At 53.0% G+C, this 18,971-nt stretch carries 15 protein-coding genes; 11 read left to right on the top strand and 4 right to left on the bottom strand.

The features are described 5' to 3' along the window. Positions 1 to 20: 20 nt before the first annotated feature. Entirely contained in the window at positions 21 to 1,949 is a 1,929-nt protein-coding gene (locus WGC32_RS06345) for an aconitate hydratase (protein ID WP_342681115.1), read from the bottom strand. A 473-nt stretch (positions 1,950 to 2,422) separates the two neighbouring features. Between WGC32_RS06345 and WGC32_RS06340 the strand changes: the two genes are divergently transcribed. The 9 genes from WGC32_RS06340 to WGC32_RS06300 all read left to right on the top strand — a co-directional run bounded on the left by WGC32_RS06340 (position 2,423) and on the right by WGC32_RS06300 (position 11,236). Further along, positions 2,423 to 3,136: a ClpP family protease gene (locus tag WGC32_RS06340; protein ID WP_342681114.1), complete on the top strand. Its 714-nt coding sequence runs from the start codon at positions 2,423 to 2,425 to the stop codon at positions 3,134 to 3,136. Continuing rightward, positions 3,133 to 3,366, top strand: coding sequence for a YlzJ-like family protein (locus tag WGC32_RS06335; RefSeq protein ID WP_342681077.1), 234 nt, complete (start codon positions 3,133 to 3,135; stop codon positions 3,364 to 3,366). Before WGC32_RS06340 ends, WGC32_RS06335 begins: the two co-directional genes overlap by 4 nt. A 26-nt stretch (positions 3,367 to 3,392) precedes the next feature. Further along, a complete protein-coding gene (locus WGC32_RS06330; RefSeq protein ID WP_342681076.1) occupies positions 3,393 to 4,274 on the top strand; it encodes an undecaprenyl-diphosphate phosphatase in 882 nt (293 codons plus the stop codon). Between the two features lie 97 nt (positions 4,275 to 4,371). Next, a complete protein-coding gene (locus WGC32_RS06325; protein WP_342681075.1) occupies positions 4,372 to 6,936 on the top strand; it encodes an FtsK/SpoIIIE family DNA translocase in 2,565 nt (854 codons plus the stop codon). A 77-nt stretch (positions 6,937 to 7,013) separates the two neighbouring features. Continuing rightward, positions 7,014 to 8,945 (top strand): YgiQ family radical SAM protein, encoded by a 1,932-nt coding sequence (locus tag WGC32_RS06320; protein ID WP_342681074.1) that lies wholly within the window; start codon positions 7,014 to 7,016, stop codon positions 8,943 to 8,945. Between the two features lie 3 nt (positions 8,946 to 8,948). Continuing rightward, complete coding sequence (locus tag WGC32_RS06315; RefSeq protein ID WP_342681073.1) at positions 8,949 to 9,905, top strand: ComEC/Rec2 family competence protein; 957 nt, start codon at positions 8,949 to 8,951, stop codon at positions 9,903 to 9,905. A gap of 13 nt (positions 9,906 to 9,918) precedes the next feature. Then, a complete protein-coding gene (locus tag WGC32_RS06310) occupies positions 9,919 to 10,152 on the top strand; it encodes a DUF3006 family protein (protein WP_191483204.1) in 234 nt (77 codons plus the stop codon). Next, positions 10,145 to 10,747: a flavin reductase gene (locus WGC32_RS06305; protein WP_191483205.1), complete on the top strand. Its 603-nt coding sequence runs from the start codon at positions 10,145 to 10,147 to the stop codon at positions 10,745 to 10,747. Before WGC32_RS06310 ends, WGC32_RS06305 begins: the two co-directional genes overlap by 8 nt. A 15-nt stretch (positions 10,748 to 10,762) precedes the next feature. Continuing rightward, positions 10,763 to 11,236, top strand: coding sequence for a hotdog domain-containing protein (locus WGC32_RS06300; RefSeq protein ID WP_191483206.1), 474 nt, complete (start codon positions 10,763 to 10,765; stop codon positions 11,234 to 11,236). Between the two features lie 87 nt (positions 11,237 to 11,323). Here the strand turns inward: WGC32_RS06300 and WGC32_RS06295 are convergent, their stop codons facing one another. From WGC32_RS06295 to mtaB, 3 genes are all read right to left on the bottom strand, one after another. Beyond that, positions 11,324 to 12,025 (bottom strand): TVP38/TMEM64 family protein, encoded by a 702-nt coding sequence (locus WGC32_RS06295; protein WP_342681072.1) that lies wholly within the window; start codon positions 12,023 to 12,025, stop codon positions 11,324 to 11,326. Positions 12,026 to 12,517: 492 nt separating this feature from the next. Beyond that, entirely contained in the window at positions 12,518 to 16,255 is a 3,738-nt protein-coding gene (locus WGC32_RS06290) for a phosphoribosylformylglycinamidine synthase (protein ID WP_342681071.1), read from the bottom strand. A gap of 104 nt (positions 16,256 to 16,359) precedes the next feature. Next, entirely contained in the window at positions 16,360 to 17,649 is a 1,290-nt protein-coding gene (gene mtaB, locus WGC32_RS06285; RefSeq protein ID WP_342681070.1) for a tRNA (N(6)-L-threonylcarbamoyladenosine(37)-C(2))-methylthiotransferase MtaB, read from the bottom strand. 239 nt (positions 17,650 to 17,888) lie between these two features. Here mtaB and WGC32_RS06280 point away from each other — a divergent pair, with 239 nt between their 5' ends. Together WGC32_RS06280 and WGC32_RS06275 are read left to right on the top strand one after the other, a co-directional pair. After that, a complete protein-coding gene (locus WGC32_RS06280; RefSeq protein ID WP_191482975.1) occupies positions 17,889 to 18,116 on the top strand; it encodes an HPr family phosphocarrier protein in 228 nt (75 codons plus the stop codon). Positions 18,117 to 18,257: 141 nt separating this feature from the next. After that, complete coding sequence (locus WGC32_RS06275; protein WP_342681069.1) at positions 18,258 to 18,917, top strand: hypothetical protein; 660 nt, start codon at positions 18,258 to 18,260, stop codon at positions 18,915 to 18,917. Positions 18,918 to 18,971: the final 54 nt, after the last annotated feature.

Genomic DNA, 18,971 nt, shown 5'->3' with positions numbered 1-18,971 from the left:
TGTCACCTTGTTTTCAAGGATTATTTCACAGACTCTTTGGTGTAATTGAGCAGTCCGCCTGCCAAGAGAATATCTTTCTGACGGCCGGAAAGCTCACAAACAAGCTCGACCTCCTGGCCGCCCATCTTGGCGATCACGGGCTTATCATTCACGATGCAGTCCCGGATACCAGAAAGCTCCACCTTATCCCCAAGGCTTACCTTGTCATAATCGGCCTCATTTTTGAAGGTCAGAGGCAGGATGCCGGCATTGATGAGGTTGGCCCGGTGGATACGGGCAAAGCTCTTGGCGATGACGGCTTTGATTCCCAGATAGAGAGGAACGAGAGCGGCGTGCTCACGGGAAGAACCCTGGCCATAGTTCTGACCACCGACAATGATGCCCTTCCCAGCCTTTCTGGCGCGCTCGGGGAATTGCTCGTCGCAGACGGCGAAGCAGAAGTTGGACAGATAGGGGATGTTGGAACGGTAGGGCAGGATTTTGGCTCCTGCCGGCATAATGTGGTCGGTAGTGATATTGTCCCCCACCTTGAGAAGCACATCGGCGCAGATATCCGCAGCGATGGGTTCAGCGTTGGGGAATTCCTTAATGTTGGGGCCGCGAAGGATCTTCACGTCCTTGGCTTCTTCAGGAGAAGCGGGAGGCTCCACCATGTTATCGTTGATGAGAAAGTGCTCCGGCAGATCGATTTTGATCTCCTCTCCAAAGGTGCGGGGATCGGTGAGAACGCCGGTGAGGGCAGAGGCAGCGGCAACCTCCGGGCTGACCAGATAGACCTGGGCATCCTTGGTACCGGAACGGCCCTCAAAGTTGCGGTTAAAGGTCCGCAGGGAAACACCGCCGGAATTGGGGGATTGTCCCATGCCGATGCAGGGGCCACAGGCACTTTCCAAAATACGGGCGCCGGCGGCGATCATATCCGCCAGAGCGCCGTTTTGGGCGATCATGTTAAAGACCTGTTTGGAGCCCGGCGCGATGGCCAGGGATACATCGGGATGGACGGTTTTGCCTTTGAGCATAGCGGCCACCCGCATGAGATCCAGATAAGAAGAGTTGGTGCAGGAGCCGATGCAGACCTGGTCCACCTTGATGGGCCCGATTTCATCGATGGTTTTGACATTGTCGGGGCTGTGGGGACATGCGGCCATGGGCACCAGATCGGACAGGTTGATGTCGATGACCTCATCATACTGGGCATCCTCATCGGCGAAGACAGGAACCCATTGCTCCTCCCGGCCCTGTGCCTTTAGGAAGGATTTGGTGACCTCGTCGGAGGGGAAGACAGAGGTGGTAGCACCCAGCTCTGCGCCCATGTTGGTGATGGTGGCGCGCTCAGGAACGGTCAGGGTTTTGACCCCTTCGCCGCCGTATTCGATGATTTTGGAGACGCCGCCTTTGACGGACATACGGCGCAGTACCTCCAAAATGACGTCTTTGGCCGCAACAAAGGGCTGCAGCTTTCCGGTCAGATTGACCCGGACCATCTTGGGCATAGTGATGTAGTAGGCGCCGCCGCCCATAGCCACTGCTACGTCCAGACCTCCCGCGCCAAAGGCCAGCATGCCGATGCCGCCGCCGGTGGGGGTGTGGCTGTCCGAGCCGATCAAGGTCTTGCCAGGGATGCCGAAGCGCTCCAGATGGACCTGGTGGCAGATACCGTTACCCGGCCGGGAGAAGTAGATGCCGTGTTTTTTGGCGATGGAGCCGATAAAGCGGTGGTCGTCCGCATTTTCAAAGCCGGACTGAAGGGTGTTGTGATCGATGTAAGCCACAGACCGTTCGGTTTTGACCCGTTCTACCCCCATGGCTTCAAATTCCAGATAAGCCATGGTGCCGGTGGCGTCCTGTGTCAGTGTCTGATCGATGCGAAGGCCGATTTCTTCGCCCACCTTCATCTGTCCGTCGACCAGATGGTTTTTTATAATTTTTTGAGCGATGGTGTAACCCATACTGACCGCTCCTTTCCAGAGAATGAACTCAACAGTGATACACTTCATTTTATAATATATCCTATACATTGTCAATGTTTTAACATGTTAAAGTACTGTGAATTTGGCATAAAATCAGGGGAAAACGGGGGTTCATAGAAAATAGGCGGTAATTTTGCCACAAAGAAAAATAGATTCGGAAAAATGAAAAAGAATATTAAGAAGACGCAAATTGACATATAGATAAAAGGTAGTCTATAATGAAAACATATCAGCAAATTTTGCGGAGGAAAGGCACCGGCTTCTCTTTTATAAAAGATGGGATAATCCGCCCGCTGCAGCCAATACTAGCAAGGTAAGACTGTAAAAGCGGAGGTGGAAGAATGCCACAGGAAGAAACATTCAAAGAGGAAGAGAAGAAAGCAGAGAGCAGCGGTGCCGACAGCGAGGATGGGGAGGAACAGCAGGACGAACAGGAGAGCCGGGACGATAAGATGTCGGCCCAGCAGTCCCAGATCATTGAGACCAGTTCGGTGACCCCGGTGGGCGGCAAACATGTCATCCACTGTCTCACCATTGTGGGGCAGATCGAGGGGCACTATATCCTGCCGCCTCAGAATAAAACCACCAAATACGAGCATGTGATTCCTCAGCTGGTGGCCATTGAACAGGATCCCCAGATCGAGGGACTCATGATCATCCTCAACACCGTTGGCGGCGATGTGGAGGCGGGCCTTGCCATTGCGGAACTCATCGCCGGGATGAAAAAGCCCACCGTGTCCCTGGTGCTGGGAGGGGGACATTCTATCGGCGTACCTTTGGCCTGCAGCGCCAAACAGTCCTTTATTGCGCCTTCTGCTACCATGACAGTTCATCCGGTGCGGATGAGCGGGCTGGTGCTGGGTGTGCCTCAGACCCTCTCTTATTTTGACAAGATGCAGGAGCGGATTGTAAGTTTTGTCACCGACAATTCCCACATCTCTCCAGAACGTTTTCGGGAGCTGATGATGAACACAGGGGAGCTTGTCATGGATGTAGGCACCGTCCTCGACGGTGAGACCGCTGTGGAAGAAGGGCTTATCGACCATCTGGGAGGCCTTTCCGACGCAATCTCCTGCCTGTATGAGTTAATTGAGTCCCAGGAAGAAGAAAATTCCGCGGGAGAAAAGCCGTCTTCTCAGGAAAGCAGGGGAGGCGGTCAAGCATGATCCTTCATACGACCCAGCCTGCGGAACTGATTTTTCCCACCGAAATGAGCGCTTATTGCTGTACTGCCGCCCGAGTCGAGGGCCATTTGGTCCTGGGGGTGCTCCAGGGCAGGAGTATGACCATCTCCCGTTTGGTTTCTACCGATCCGGCCGCTTATTTAAATCCCAGATTCGCGCCGGGACAGCAGGTGCTCATTGATAACATTGATCCCCAACACACGGCTCTTTGAGGGCCGCTACATAGGAGGTAACAGCTTTGTCCATTCTTAACGCCATCTTTCAGGCCATTGTCCAGGGCCTGACCGAGTTTTTACCGGTGTCCAGTTCGGGGCACCTGTCCCTGGTTCAGCATTTTACCGGTGTGAGCGGGGAATCTGGCCTGTTTTTCTCCATCATGCTTCATCTTGGCACCCTCATTGCCGTTTTTATCGCCTTCTGGCCTACCATCAAGCGGTTGATTGTGGAGTTTTTCCTCATGCTGGGGGATATCTTCCGGGGCCGGTTTAAGCTGAAGGAGCTCAACCCTTACCGGAGAATGATTCTTCTGCTCATCGTCTCCCTGATTCCGTTGATTCCGGCCTATCTGCTTCTCAACGACTTCTATGCGGGCCTTGCCGCGGATAACAGCATCTTGGCGGAGGGTATCTGCTTTTTGATTACAGCGGCCCTTCTCTTCCTTGCAGACCGGCGGATGGATGGCCGTAAAACTGCGAAAAACATGCGCTATGCCGATGCGGTAGCCATCGGTATCGCACAGGCCATTGCGCCGCTGCCCGGCGTCTCCCGGTCCGGCTCCACCATTTCCACGGGGCTGATGTGCGGGCTGAAAAAAGAATATGCGGTCAAGTTTTCCTTTATCATGGGCATCCCTGCTGTACTGGCCGCCAATTTGGTAGAGCTGGGCGACGCGGTGAAAGAGGGAACCCAAGGCATTGGGATCGGCACCTTAATCATTGGCGTGGTTGTCTCCGCTGTGGTGGGCTTTCTGGCCATTAAGATGGTCCAGTGGCTGCTGAAAGAGAATAAGTTTAAGATTTTTGCTTATTATACCCTGATTCTAGGGGCCATAGTAATTATTGTGGCTCTCATCGAAATGGCGTTGGGACAGAATATCGCCGCCTTTTTTGGCTGGATTTAATTGATTGACGTGATAGAAAAAGACACACAGCGCCGCCGGAGCATCCTGCGGCGCTATGGTTGTCTTTATGAAGTCCATAAAGGAAAGGGATTCACACATGCCTGCAAGTTCAACTGGAAAAAGAAAAACCCAGAGCCGTTCCTCTGCTACTGGGAAGAAAAAGCCGCCTGCCAAGCGGATGACTGCGGCACAAAAGCGGGCCAAGATGGAGCAGGAGCGCCGGGCCCGGCAGCAGATTGGCGCCATCATCCTGTTTGCCCTGGGGCTGCTGTTCATATGCCTGTCATTTATCGAGGGACAGAACGTTTGGGAATGGATACATAACGGGATGTTCGGCCTCTTTGGCTGGTGCGCTTGGCTCATCGGCCCTATTTGCATTGTCATTGCAATTGCGGTGACCATGGATAAAAAGGACATGCTTCTCAGCCATAAGGTGTGGCAGGCAGGGGTACTTCTCCTGCTCATCTGTGCCGCTACCCAGGTCTTTGGGGACAATGTGGTCCAAGGCGAAAACTTGTGGGATAAGCTGGGCTTTCTGTTCGAACAGGGCAAGACCCTGTCGGGCGGAGGGCTTGCCTCCGCTCTATTCGCCCTGCCTTTGACCTCCCTTTTGGGCAGTGTAGGCGCGGGCGTTGTCATTGTACTGCTCATCTTTGTCTTTCTCATGGTGCTGACCGGGTTTACCCTGTTTGATCTGTTTAAGACAGCGGCAAAGCCGGTGAAGAAGATGGAGCAAGCCTATATTGAAAAGGCCCAGGAAAAGGAGGAGCGGGCAGCGCAAGCCTCTTTTAACATCGACGTACCTTTGGATAAGGAGTCCAAATATATGCCGGCCCATCCGGTGGAAGCGCCTAAAGGCACTGGAGCTGCCGCCATGACGGTGGAAGAGGAACAGGCCTGGGCAGAGGCGGAGCTGCTCAAACGTCAGGCGCAGGAAAGTGGCAGAAAACGCCGGGAAAACGAAAAAGCCCGGGAGGAAGCGGCCAAAAAGCCGATGGAGATGGTGGAAGAGCTGCCTCCCATCAAGGCGCCGGACCCGATGGAGCTTTTAGACGCGCCGGAGGAGCGGCAGCCGGAATCCCAGGAGCCTTCGATCCCGCCCTTTGAGGTGGAGGATACGCCGGTGGAGGTGAAGAAGGAGGGGGCAAAGGACGATGGCTTCCAGTTCGACCTAGGCGGGGCTGTAACAGAAGCGGTTGCCCCTGTTCACCCCAAGCCTCCCATCACCCTGCTCAAGGAGCCGGGACCTGCCCGGGTTGGGGATGAAAATGAGCAGCAAAACGGGGAAATCCTCATCGAGACCCTGAAAAGCTTCGGTGTCCGGGCCAGTATTATCGATATAGCCAGGGGCCCGGCGGTGACCCGTTATGAATTGCAGCCCGCCCCCGGGGTCAAGATCAGCAAGATTACCAACCTGGCCGACGATATTGCGCTGAACCTGGCCGCCGCCGGGGTGCGCATTGAGGCCCCCATCCCCGGAAAGCCTGCGGTGGGCATCGAGGTGCCCAACAAGCATGTGGGGATTGTGGGCATTCGGGAAATTATTGATTCCCCAGAGTTTGAAAACAGCAAAAGTAAGCTGACGGTTGCGTTGGGCAAGGATGTTTCCGGCAATATTGCCGTAGCGGATATAGGAAAGATGCCTCATATGCTCATCGCCGGCGCCACCGGTTCCGGTAAATCGGTGTGTATTAACTCCATTATTATCAGCTTGCTCTATAAGGCGACCCCGGACGAGGTCAAACTTTTGATGGTGGACCCCAAGGTGGTAGAATTGGGCGTCTATAATGGCATCCCCAATCTGCTGGTCCCGGTGGTCACCGATCCCCGGAAAGCCGCCGGCGCCCTTAACTGGGCGGTCAATGAGATGCTAAACCGGTACAAGCTTTTTGCCGACAACGGTGTCCGGGATCTCAAGGGATTTAATAAGCTGGCAAATTCCAAGGAAGAAGAGGACTTTAAACCCCTGCCGGAAATCGTCATCATTATCGACGAGCTGGCAGACCTGATGATGGCCGCTCCCAACGAGGTGGAGGACGCGATCTGCCGTCTGGCCCAGATGGCCCGTGCGGCGGGAATGCATCTGGTCATCGCCACCCAGCGGCCTTCAGTAGACGTCATCACCGGCGTCATCAAGGCCAACATCCCCAGCCGTATCGCCTTTGCCGTCTCCTCCCAGGTGGATTCCCGCACCATTCTGGATATGGGCGGCGCGGAAAAGCTTTTGGGACGGGGCGATATGCTGTTTTATCCCGTGGGTATGTCCAAGCCACTTCGTGTCCAGGGCTGTTATGTTTCGGACAGCGAGGTGGAACGGGTGGTGGCCTTTGTTAAGGAGGCACAGGACGCCGACTATGACGAGAATGTCATGGAGGAAATCGAAAAGCAGGCAGTGGCAGAAAAGAACAGCGGCGGCGATGGAGGCGGCTTCTCTGAGGAGGACGAGATGCTACCCAAAGCCATCGAATGTGTGATCGAGGCCGGACAGGCCTCTACCTCCCTGCTGCAGAGAAGGCTGAAGCTGGGCTATGCCCGGGCGGCCCGGCTCATCGATGAGATGGAGCAGCGGGGTGTGGTAGGCCCCTTTGAGGGCAGCAAGCCCCGGCAGGTTTTGATGACACGGCAGCAGTGGATTGAAATGAACCTGCAGCGGGATGAATAAATGAAACATGGACGAAAACAATAGCAGAGCGGCGGAGCAACTTCGCCGCTCTTTGCGACCAGGAATAGGAGCGTTTTATGGCTGAATTTCTACCCATTTTCAAACGGGATATGGCGGCCCGTGGCTGGGATGAACTAGACTTTATCTGTGTCACCGGTGACGCCTATGTTGACCACCCTAGTTTTGGCATCGCCATCATCTCCCGTCTTTTGGAGAGCCTGGGGTACAAGGTAGGGGTCATTCCACAGCCGGGATGGAAAAACCTCACCGATATTACCCGTTTAGGCCGCCCTCGGTACGGATTTTTTGTCACTTCGGGGAATATTGACTCCATGGTAGCCCATTACACTGCCGCCAAGAGAAAGCGCAGCGACGATCAGTACACCGCCGGTGGCAAAGCGGGACGCCGTCCTGATCGGGCGGTTATCGTCTATACAAAGCTAATCAAAGAGGCCTATCCGGATGTTCCTGTCATTCTGGGGGGCCTAGAGGCGTCGCTGCGCCGGTTTGCCCACTATGACTATTGGGATGATGAGGTCCGCCCCTCTATTCTGGTGGATTCCGGTGCCGATCTGCTTTCCTTTGGCATGGGGGAGCATCAGACGGAGGAAATCGCCCGGAGGCTTTCCGCCGGGGAGGATGTTTCCACCCTTCGGGACATCCGAGGCACCTGCTATCTTTGCCGCCAGTTTGAACTGCCTACCGATGCGGTCTCCTGCGCTTCTTTTGACAAGGTGCGGGCGGATAAGCAAACCTATGCCAGAGCCTGCAAGATCCAGATCGACGAGCAAGACCATGTAACAGGCCGGGCTGTCATCCAAAAGCATGGGGAACTTTACCTGGTGCAGAACCCGCCCAGCCTGCCCCTAACCACACCGGAGCTGGACCGGGTCTATGCCATGGATTTCTGCCGCACCTATCACCCGGAGTATGAGAAATTAGGCGGTGTCCCCGGCATCAAAGAGGTGGAGTTTTCCATTGCGCACAACCGGGGCTGCTTCGGCGCCTGCAATTTCTGCTCCATCGCCTTCCATCAAGGGCGGTATATTACCACCCGCAGTGAGGAGTCGGTATTGCGGGAGGCGAAACTTTTGACCCAGCTTCCCGGATTTAAAGGATATATCCACGATATTGGCGGCCCCACCGCCAACTTCCGCCATCCCTCCTGCAAAAAACAGGAGAAGGCGGGGCTTTGCAAGGGCAAAAAATGCCTGGCGCCACAACCATGTCCTGCCCTGCAGGTGGATCATACCGAGTACCTGGAGCTATTGCGGAAGGTCCGGGTGCTGCCCAAGGTCAAAAAGGTGTTCATCCGTTCCGGTATCCGGTATGACTATGTCATCCGGGATAAAGACGACCGCTTTTTGGAGGAACTGGTGGAGCACCATGTCTCCGGCCAGCTCAAAGTGGCTCCGGAGCATTGCAGCGCCCGGGTGCTGGACATGATGGGCAAGCCTCATATCTCCGCCTACGAGGAGTTTCAAAAAAAGTTTTACCGCGCAACCAAACGGGCGGGGAAGGAACAGTATCTGGTGCCCTATCTCATGTCCTCCCACCCTGGTTCCACCCTGAAAGACGCGGTTCAGCTGGCCCTCTTTCTCAAGAAAAACAACATCCATCCTGAGCAGGTGCAGGATTTTTATCCCACGCCCGGTACCGTCTCCACATGCATGTTCTATACCGGATTGGACCCCAACACCATGAAACCGGTGTATGTCCCCCGTACGCCGGAAGAAAAGATGATGCAGCGTGTACTGTTGCAATACTTTAAGCCGCAAAACCGCCATCTTGTCATCAAAGCCTTAAAAGCCGCCGGCCGGGAGGATCTCATTGGAAAAGGGCCGGGCTGTCTGGTCAGCGCCCCCTATGATCCCAATGCCAAGTATAAGGCGCAGGCCGCCCAGAAGACGACGGCCAAAGGGAAAAATGGCAGAGGACGGCAGGGCAATACTTCTCAAAGAGGGAACCAACGGAGAGAAAAGAACCGGCAGAAGAGGGGGAGAGGATAGCAGGTGGGCCGATACAGAAGAAAGCGGCGGACCCTTCTTGGATTCATTGGGGGGATTTTGGCCCTCCTTTGTATCCTGGTGACGGTGGCGTCCCATACACAGCCGCCCTTTCCCATGCCCACCTGGGACGACATTTTCCAAAAGGCTGGGCTGAGCGAAAGCCAGTCGGTCATCGGCGGCGATATGGAGGACGGCATCTCCGTCCACATTATCGATGTGGGCCAGGGGGAGAGCATCCTGATCAAAACCGATGGCGGCAATGTGCTCATCGACGCGGGAGAAAACGATCAGGGCTCTGTAGTGATGGATTATCTCCAAAGCCAGGGCGTGGATACCATTGATGTATTGGTGGGGACGCACCCACATTCCGACCACATTGGCGGTGCGGATGACATAATCGAAAACATGCAGGTCAAACAGGTCATGATGCCTGACATCCCGGACAGTATCATGCCCACCACCAAGACTTTCCAGGATGTGCTCACTGCTGTCGAGGATCAGGGGTTGGAGATTACGATCATAGAGCCTGGGGATTCCTTCGATGTGGGTGGCGCCCACTTTCTGGTATTGGGCCCGCTGCAGGAATATGATGATCTCAACAATATTTCCGCAGTGCTCAAGATGACTTACGGAGAGCGGTCTTTCCTCTTCACCGGGGATGCTGAGAAGAAAGCAGAGGATGATATGGTGGCCTCCGGGGAAGACCTTTCCGCCGACGTGCTGGTGGCGGGACATCACGGCAGCAGCACATCCTCCAGCCAGGAGTTCCTCAATCAGGTAAACCCCAGTTTCGCGGCCATCTCCTGTGGGGAGGGCAATGATTACGGACATCCCCATGAGGAGACCCTTGCCCGTTTCGCGGCCATGGGGGTTGAAGTCCACCGCACGGACTGGGAGGGTTCCATTGCCTTTCTAACCGACGGGGAAAATATAGCGGTGGAAACTCAAAAAGCTGCGTAAGGAGGAATTTTTGGTGCAATCTATAGGTATCGACCGCATAGAAGAAACCATTGCAGTCTGCCAGGAGGAGGACGGTACACGGCGGGAAATCCCGGTGGACCTTCTCCCGCAGGGCGCCAAGGAAGGGGACTGGCTCCTTTTTGACGGAAAGGATTACTTTCCAGATCCCCAGCAGACCAAAAGAAAGCGGGAAGCAGCTGTGAACCTATTTCATAGATTAAAAAAGGGGGGGAGAAGCCATGGGTAAGGTCCTTTGGAATCCGGGAACCCTTCTGGGACCGGTGCCGCCGGCCCTTGTCACCTGCGGCAGTGTGGAACAGCCCAATGTCCTCACCGTGGCCTGGACCGGTATTGTCAATACAAAGCCTCCCATGACCTATGTATCCATCCGCCCCCAGCGATACTCCTATGGCCTGATCAAAGAGTCAGGGGAATTTGTCATCAATCTGACGACAGCCGCTTTGGTTCGCGCCGCCGACTTTTGCGGGGTTAAAAGCGGACGGGATATGGATAAACTGGCCGCCTGCGGTCTAACGGCTCTTCCGGCCGGGAAGGTGTCGGCGCCGGTTTTGGGGGAAAGCCCCCTAAGCTTGGAATGCCAGGTCAAAGAAATCATAGAGCTTGGCACCCATCACATGTTCCTAGCGGAGATTTTGGCCATGGACGTGGAGGAAAGCCTGATTGACAAAGAGGGAAAGCTCCATTTGGAACGTGCCGGGCTTGTGGGATACGCGCATGGTACCTACTACGGCCTGGGAGAGCGTTTGGGGACCTTTGGCTATTCGGTGCGCAAACGCCCCCCAAAAGGACGCAGACACAGGCCGGGCCGGCGATCAAAATAAAGGAAGGAGATCAGAATGCAAGCAGAAAAAAGAGTTTCCGATTCTTATACAGAACAAATCCATATTCTTATGCCCCAGCATATCAACGGTTATAAGCGGCTTTTTGGTGGTGTGCTGATGGAGTGGATCGACGTATTAGCCGCCGTGGTGGCGAGAAGGCATGCAAACTGCAATGTGACTACGGCGTCGGTGGACAATCTCCAGTTTAAGGCGGCTGCCCATGTCAACTCCACCATCTTCATGTCGGGACGGATTACCTATGTGGGCCGCACCTCCATGGAGGTACGGGTAGACACCTTTGTGGAGAGTCTGGACGGCAATCGAAAGATGGTCAACCGCGCTTACCTGGTCTTTGTAGCCTTGGATGAAAATGAACATCCGGTGCCGGTACCTCGGCTTATTTTAGAGACGGAGGAGGAGCGGCAGGAATGGGAGGCGGGAGCTAAACGTCATGCCCTGCGAAAACAGCGCCGGTTGGAAAATTATTGATTAGATCGGCTTTGTGAATGACAGAGATATGAAAGCGATAAAAAAGGAGGGACATCATGTCCCTCCTTTTTCGGAGAAAAATATCATTTACTTTTCCTTTTGCAGTTTAGCCATGATTTTTTTGTGGATGAAGATACCGGCAATACCGATTATTCCCACCCCGGCAAAGACCAGGACGGAAGTCAGGATATTCCCCTCGATGAAAGAAGAACCGATAAAGGTGGAGGAAATCACCGAAGGGATCCGGGCGAAAAGGGAAAGAAGGAGAAAACGTCCCATAGAGATGGGGGTAATCCCCGCCACATAGGTCAGCACATCCTTGGGGGTGCCGGGGATAAAGAACAAGAGGAAAATCAGGGTTTCCAGCCGGGTGGTGTTATGCAAAAATTTGTAGCTTTGCAATTTTTCTTCGCTGACAAACTTGGTCAATAAGGGATAACCAAACTTGCGAACGGCCAAAAAAATCCCTCCGGATCCTAGAAGCAAGCCCAGATAACAGGTCAGAAGCCCACCCCAGGTGCCAAACATGGCGCCTGCCAATAATTCAATGGGTTCGCCTGGGATGACAGCGAGAATTACCTGCAGGATTTGCAGACCTAAAATGATAAAGAAACCGCCAATCCCGAAGGAACGCAGGGTGTTTTTAAAATTTTCCAAATTTTCCGGCTTTGCCAGGGAAGAAACAAAGGGAAATGCAGCCACTGTGGCACCGATGAGGATGACGATGACAAGAACAAGGGCCACAATCTGCCAAGGCGTAAGCCGGTGTTGCTTTTTTTCAGATGACATATAAAACGGCCTTTCTCTGTTGTAATATCTGTTCAAAAAATACAGATATTACACCATCATTTTCTTTGCAATTTTTGCGATTTTGCGCATACACTATGAATGTCCCGCCGGGACAATTTCTTTGAAAACAAAGTGAGAGAGCCCTCTGCGCTGGGTCAAGCGGTGCAAACGCTCACAATGCGGGATATTGCCCCCAACCGAGGGACTTTTTCTGTACCGTCCAGCCCGCGGGCCTCGATGTTGCCAAGTTTTTATTGTTTTCCTCCGACTCTTTCTGATGCCGATAGGACGAAAATAAGGTATGTCAAACAGTATACTTGTTTTTTGAGGTCCTGTGAATGGCTCAGGTAAAAATTTCAAAATTATTTAAGAAGTCCTTATCTTTTTTGAAATCTTTTACGCGATTCCGGTGAGACAAACAAAAAACCCAGCGTATTTTATACGCTGGGTTTTTATTTTGTCTAATGATACATAATGTTGTCACAAAAACGCCTATTTTGCGAAATAATCCACGGCGCCCTGGAACATTTTTTGATCAAAATCGCCGGGGACATTCTGGAATACACCTAGGCTGTATCTCTCTGAATGGCCCATTTTACCGAAGACCCTGCCGTCAGGAGAGGTAGCGCCTTCGATGGCGTGGACAGAGGTGTTGGGATTAAAGCGGATATCCAGGGTGGGATTGCCGTCAAAATCCACATACTGGGTAGCGATCTGTCCGTTGGTCTCCATAGTGCTCAAAAGCTCCTCAGAGGCGATAAACCTGCCTTCGCCGTGGGAGATGGCGATGGTGTGGATATCATCCACCTTGGTGTGCATCAGCCAGGGAGATTTGTTGGAAGCGATGCGGGTGCGAACCAGCATGGACTGGTGTCGGCCGATTTTGTTATAGGTAAGGGTCGGGCAGCTTTCGTCCATATCCCTGATTTCACCAAAGGGAATCAGCCCCAGTTTGACCAGTGCCTGGAAGCCGTTGCAGATGCCGCACATCAGGCCGTCCCGCTGTCCCAGCAGGGTGTGAACCGCCTCTTTGATGGAGGGATTGCGGAAGAAAGCGGTAATGAACTTGCCGGAGCCATCCGGCTCGTCGCCGCCGGAGAAACCGCCGGGGATGGCAATGATCTGGCTTTCGCCGATGAGTTTGGCCATCTGGGCCACACTATCCTCAATTTGCGAGGGGGTCAGGTTGCGGATGACAAAGATCTCCGGCTTGGCGCCTGCCCGCTCAAAGGCCCGGGCCATATCGTATTCACAGTTGGTACCGGGGAATACAGGAATCAGCACCTGAGGTTTGGCGACCTTTTGGGCCGGTGCAGGCCAGGAGGAAGCGGTAAAGGAGAAACGCTTTACAGCTTCTGTCCGAGGTGTAATGGTCCAGGGGAAGACAGGGTTGAGCTTCTGCTGCCAGGCATCCTGCACCTGCTGCAGATCCACGACGCCATCCGGGGTTTCGATGCGGTACTCAGAGATGGTCTGGCCGATAACTTTGCCCACAGCCGGAGCGCTTTCGGCCATTTCCAGGAGGAAACCGCCGTAGAGGCCATCCCAATACTCAGAAATATCCAGGCTGGCGGCTTTGCCGTCGGTAAAGCGGAAGCCAAGGCCGTTGCCAAAGCACATTTTGGCGACAGCCTCAGGCACGCCGCCGTAAGAAAGGGCCCAGGCCGCTTTGACCTGTCCGGCGCTGATGGCGGCTTCTACCTGGTTCCAGATGGATTTCAGATCGTCAAAGTCCACCAGGTGGTTGTCGTCATAGCGGGGAGCGATCAGGCAGACGTTGTGTCCAGCCTCCTTAAAGTCGGTGGAAACGATATGGCTGGTGTTGGTCACAGATACAGCAAAAGAGGTCAGGGTGGGGGGGACATCCAGATCTTCAAAGGTGCCGGACATGGAGTCTTTGCCTCCGATGGCGGCACAGCCCAACTCCAGCTGGGCCTTCAAAGCTCCCAGCAAGGCGGACATCGGCTTACCCCAGCGCTCTGGATCGTTTTTGGTCCGCTCGAAGTATTCCTGGAAGGTCAGCCAGCACTGTTTATAGCTGCCGCCGGCGGCGATGACCTTGGCGATGGATTCTACGACCGCCGCCATGGCTCCATGGTAGGGACTTAAGGCACTTAGGTCAGGGTTGAAGCCCCAGCCCATGATGGAGCAGGTGGCTGTTTCCCCAGAAAGGACAGGCAGCTTGGCGGCCATGGCCTGGGACGGGGAAAGCTGCCGTTTGCCGCCATAGGGCATAAGTACGGTGCCGGCGCCGATGGTGGAGTCAAAGCGTTCCACCAAGCCTTTCTGCTGGCAGACGTTGAGCTGGCTTAAGTGCGCGCACCACTTGCCGGTGGTGTCGCCGATATATGCTTTTGCTCCAGCAATAACTTCTGGGGCCGGAATCTTCATGGTGGTATGTTTAGAAGCGCCGTTGGAATTTAAAAATTCTCTGGAAAGATCAACGATGACGTTGCCGTTCCATTCCATGGTCAGCCGGGGCTGTTCCTCTACCACGGCAACAACGGTGGCCTCCAGGTTTTCTTTGGAAGCGGCGGCGATAAATTCGTCTACATCCATCTTATCGACGACCACGGCCATCCGCTCCTGGCTTTCACTGATGGCAAGTTCTGTACCGTCTAATCCGTCATATTTTTTAGGTACGGCGTCCAGGTTGATCCGCAGGCCGTCCGCCAATTCTCCGATGGCTACTGAAACGCCGCCGGCGCCAAAGTCGTTGCACCGCTTGATCATCCGGGTGACCTTGGGATCCCGGAAGAGCCGCTGCAGCTTTCTCTCCTCCGGAGGATTGCCCTTCTGGACCTCTGCGCCGCAGGTTTCCAGAGACTGGAGGGTGTGGGACTTGGAGGAGCCGGTGGCGCCACCGCAGCCGTCCCGGCCGGTGCGGCCACCCAGCAGGATGATGATATCGCCAGGGGCGGGACGTTCCCGCACCACATTTTCTTCCGGAGCAGCGCCGATGACTGCGCCGATCTCCAACCGTTTGGCCGCATAGCCCGGATGATAGACCTCGGCTACATGCCCGGTGGCAAGGCCGATCTGGTTACCGTAAGAGCTGTAGCCATTGGCGGCTGTCACCACCAGCTTTTTCTGGGGAAGTTTGCCCTCCATGGTTTCGGAGACAGGGACCAGAGGGTCCGCGGCGCCGGTGACCCGCATGGCCTGATAGACATAGCTGCGGCCGGAGAGGGGGTCACGGATAGCGCCGCCCAAGCAGGTGGCCGCGCCACCAAAGGGCTCAATTTCGGTGGGATGGTTGTGGGTCTCGTTTTTGAACATGAGGAGCCAGTCCTCCAGCTTTCCGTCCACGTCCACCTTAATCTTGACAGAGCAGGCGTTGATCTCCTCCGACTCATCCAGATCCTGTAGTTTTCCTTGGGCCTTCAGGATTTTGGCGCCGATGACCGCCAGATCCATGAGGGTCTGTGGCTTATTCTTGCCCTGTTTGGTGTAAAGCTCATCCCGATAGTGAAGGTAGGTATCGTAGGTCTCTTTAATATAAGCCGGCTGGATTTCCACGTCGTCAATGTTGGTGAGGAAGGTGGTGTGGCGGCAGTGGTCGGACCAGTAGGTGTCAATCATCCGAATCTCAGTGATGGTGGGATCCCGATGTTCGGTATTTTTAAAGTAATCCTGGCAGAATTTGATGTCATCTTCATCCATGGCCAGGCCGTAATTTTTCACAAAATCGGCAAGCTCCTGCTTGTTCAGGTGGATAAAGCCTTCCAGGGTTTCCACTGTGGTGGGAATGTCATAGGGGATCTGGAGGGTGTCCGGCAGATCCAAGCTGGCCTCCCGGCTTTCTACCGGGTTGATGAGGTGGTGTTTAATCTGGGCAAACTCCCGGTCGGAAATGGGGCCGGAGAGGATATAGACCCGAGCGGTACGGACCAGAGGACGGTCCTTCTGGGTGGAAATCTGGATACACTGGGCACAGGAGTCGGCTCGCTGGTCGTACTGTCCCGGCAGATATTCCACCGCAAAAATCCTGTCGTTTTGGGAAATGACAGGCAATCCGGCGGAGATGGTGTCCACCTGCGGCTCGGAAAAAATGGTGTGCTTAGCGTTTTCAAAGTCGGTTTCATCGATGTTTTCTACATCGTACCGATTGAGAATGCGGACACTTTTTACACTGTCCATGAGCAGGGAGGTTTTCAGATCCTGGAGTACCGAATCTGCCTCGACGGCGAATTTGGGCTTTTTCTCTACATAGATGCGATAAACAGCCATTTTTGTTACTCTCCTATTATCGTGTTTTCATTTGGGATGAAAAAGCCTCCCGCCTAGGGGAAGGATAGGGAGACTTAGCGTTTTGTATGAAAAGGCGCCTGCCTTTACTCCAATAATTTTCCCTCGCAGGTTTCCCCGTCGTTGTCGCCGATCTCTACAAGATGAAGAGAACCCTGCAGACTGATGGGGGAGGATACCCGCACAGGGGTGTAGTTTTTGGTATAGCCTTCATAGACACCGTGATGGCCTGTCTCAAAGAGGACCTGTTCGATCAGCCCATTTTGCCGGTCCAGAAAGGCTTTGCGGGTTTTAGCAGCGGCGGCCATCATCTGATGGGAACGTTCCTCCTTGACCTTGGCGGGTATCTGCCCGTCCATGGAGGCCGCCCGGGTACCAGGACGGATAGAATAGGCGAAGACATGGGCTTTTGCAAGCTCCACCCGCTGGACAAAATCCAGAGAAGCGGCAAATTCTTCCTCCGTTTCGCCGGGAAAGCCCACCATGACATCGGTGGTAATGGCACAGTTGAGAAAGTGGGCGCGCAGATCGCCGACAATCCGCAGATATTCGGCGCTGTCATAGTGCCGGTTCATCCGCCGGAGGGTTTCATCGCAGCCGCTTTGCAGAGACAGGTGAAACTGAGGGCAGAACTTAGGCTGTGCGGCCATCCGCCGGATGTCGTCGCCGGTTAAAAGCTCCGGCTCCAAAGATCCCAGCCGCACCCGCTTGACACCGTCAATGGAACAGGCCAGTTCCACCGCGTCGATAAGCCGGCATCCCAGATCCCGGCCATAAGAGGAAAGGTTGATGCCCACCAACACGACTTCTTTGTAGCCGTTTTGGGCAAGGGCGGAAAGCTCTGTCTTTAGCTCCTGCAAAGGCTTGGAGCGGATAGGTCCCCGGGCAGTGGGAATAATGCAATAGGAACAATACCGGTCGCAGCCATCCTCGATTTTGACAAAGGCCCGGGTTCGTTCCATAAAGGAGGAGGCGGACATGGGTTCGAAAGCCTCTCCCTTGGCATGAGGGGTGATGTCCACCACCCGCTCTCCGGTAGCCATTGCCTTTTGCAGGGCGGGAAAAATACTTTTGCGGTTATAGGAGCCGGTGATGACATCCGCCTCGGTGATCTTGGCGGCTTCCTCGGGAAAAGCCTGGGGATAACAGCCGGTGAGGACTACTAAAGCACCGGGATGCTCCCGCTTCATCTTCCGGATGGACTGCCGGGTCTTTTTGTCCCCGGTAGCCGTGACGGTACAGGAATTGACTACATAGACGTCGGCACCGTCGGGAGAATCCGTCACATCGAAGCCATTGTGGGAAAATAACTGGGCAAGAATTTGAGTTTCATATTGATTGACCTTGCATCCAAGGGTGGTAAAGTGTACTCTCATAATACCCCCTGATCAAAATTGCTTCAAAAGCTGAAAAAATATCTTTAAAAATTATTTTCAAAAAATTTATCAAATTTGCACCTATTTTGGATACTATTATTATAAACAATACCATAAGCTTTTGCAATTAGCAGTTGACTAAAAACTGGACTGCTGATATATTGTAATTATAGCTATTTTCCAAAAACCAACGGACAACTCCGTTGGCATGACAGAGGTAAAATAAGGAGGCAGACAGTATGAAAGAGATCACAATCGCGCTCAAATCCATTGACGATGTAAAGGAATTCGTGAAAATCGTGAACATGTATGACTTTGATGTGGACATGGTTAGCGGCCGGCACATTGTTGACGCTAAATCCATCATGGGTATCTTCAGCTTGGATTTGTCCAAGTCCATCAAACTCAACATTCATGCTACCGACTGCGACAAGTTCCTGGATGAGATTAAAAAATTTGCGGCATAAATCACGAAGAAAAATAGACCTGCAAGGGAGAGGCTACATAGGGAAGTAGCTTCTCCCTTTGGTTTTACATAATACGCTTGCCGATATTTTTACTTTACTTGTATATTCGACATATGAATTTCAATTTCAGGAGGGCATAAAGTGATAAAGAAATTCAATAGGATTGAAGGTAGATACATAGAAAAAATCTATGGGCAAGATAGATTTGGATATTCTCAATCTGATTTTGAAGATTTGTATGACTTGATTAAGTGGGCTGAACGAGGAGGATATCAAGGTTCGGAATTACTAATTTATGATTTTCATAGTGGGAATGTATATAAACCTTTTGATAAAAAAAGAAATATTATTTATGGCGATCCCGTATATATAGAAGGGTTTCTATACTTTTTGCAAGGTGATTACGACAATAAGAAAGTAACCTTATACAGATATATCCCGGAAAAAGTTCTGGAAAAGGTCACGGAATTAAACATGGGGGAAGTGAACTTATATAATCTAATGATCATTGGTAATCCGCTCTATATTATCAGCCAAGATTCAGAAGAAGGCTTTCACTGCTACTATCCGGATAAAATTTCATTTCCACTTAATGAGCATGAATCGGTAATTTTAATAGAAAATGGCAAGGTTTATTTAGAGACATGGGTAGAAGAAGGTTGGGATGATAAAAATGATCGTGCAACGGATGCATATAAATACTACAATCGCATCATTATAAAAGATTTTGCAGGCAATACTCTCTCAGAAGAGATTGGTTGCTTAAATAAATCGGTAGAGGGAGTTTGGTGGATTTCATAAATTTGCCTTTATCTATTAACAACTGAAGATATTAATAAATAACCGAATGATTTT

The organism is Zongyangia acetica (assembly GCF_038739695.1).
In the GTDB taxonomy this organism is placed as follows: Bacteria; Bacillota; Clostridia; order Oscillospirales; family Ruminococcaceae; genus Zongyangia; species Zongyangia gallinarum.
Note: the sequence above shows the minus strand (reverse complement) of the source record. Positions and strands in the feature narration are given on the sequence as shown.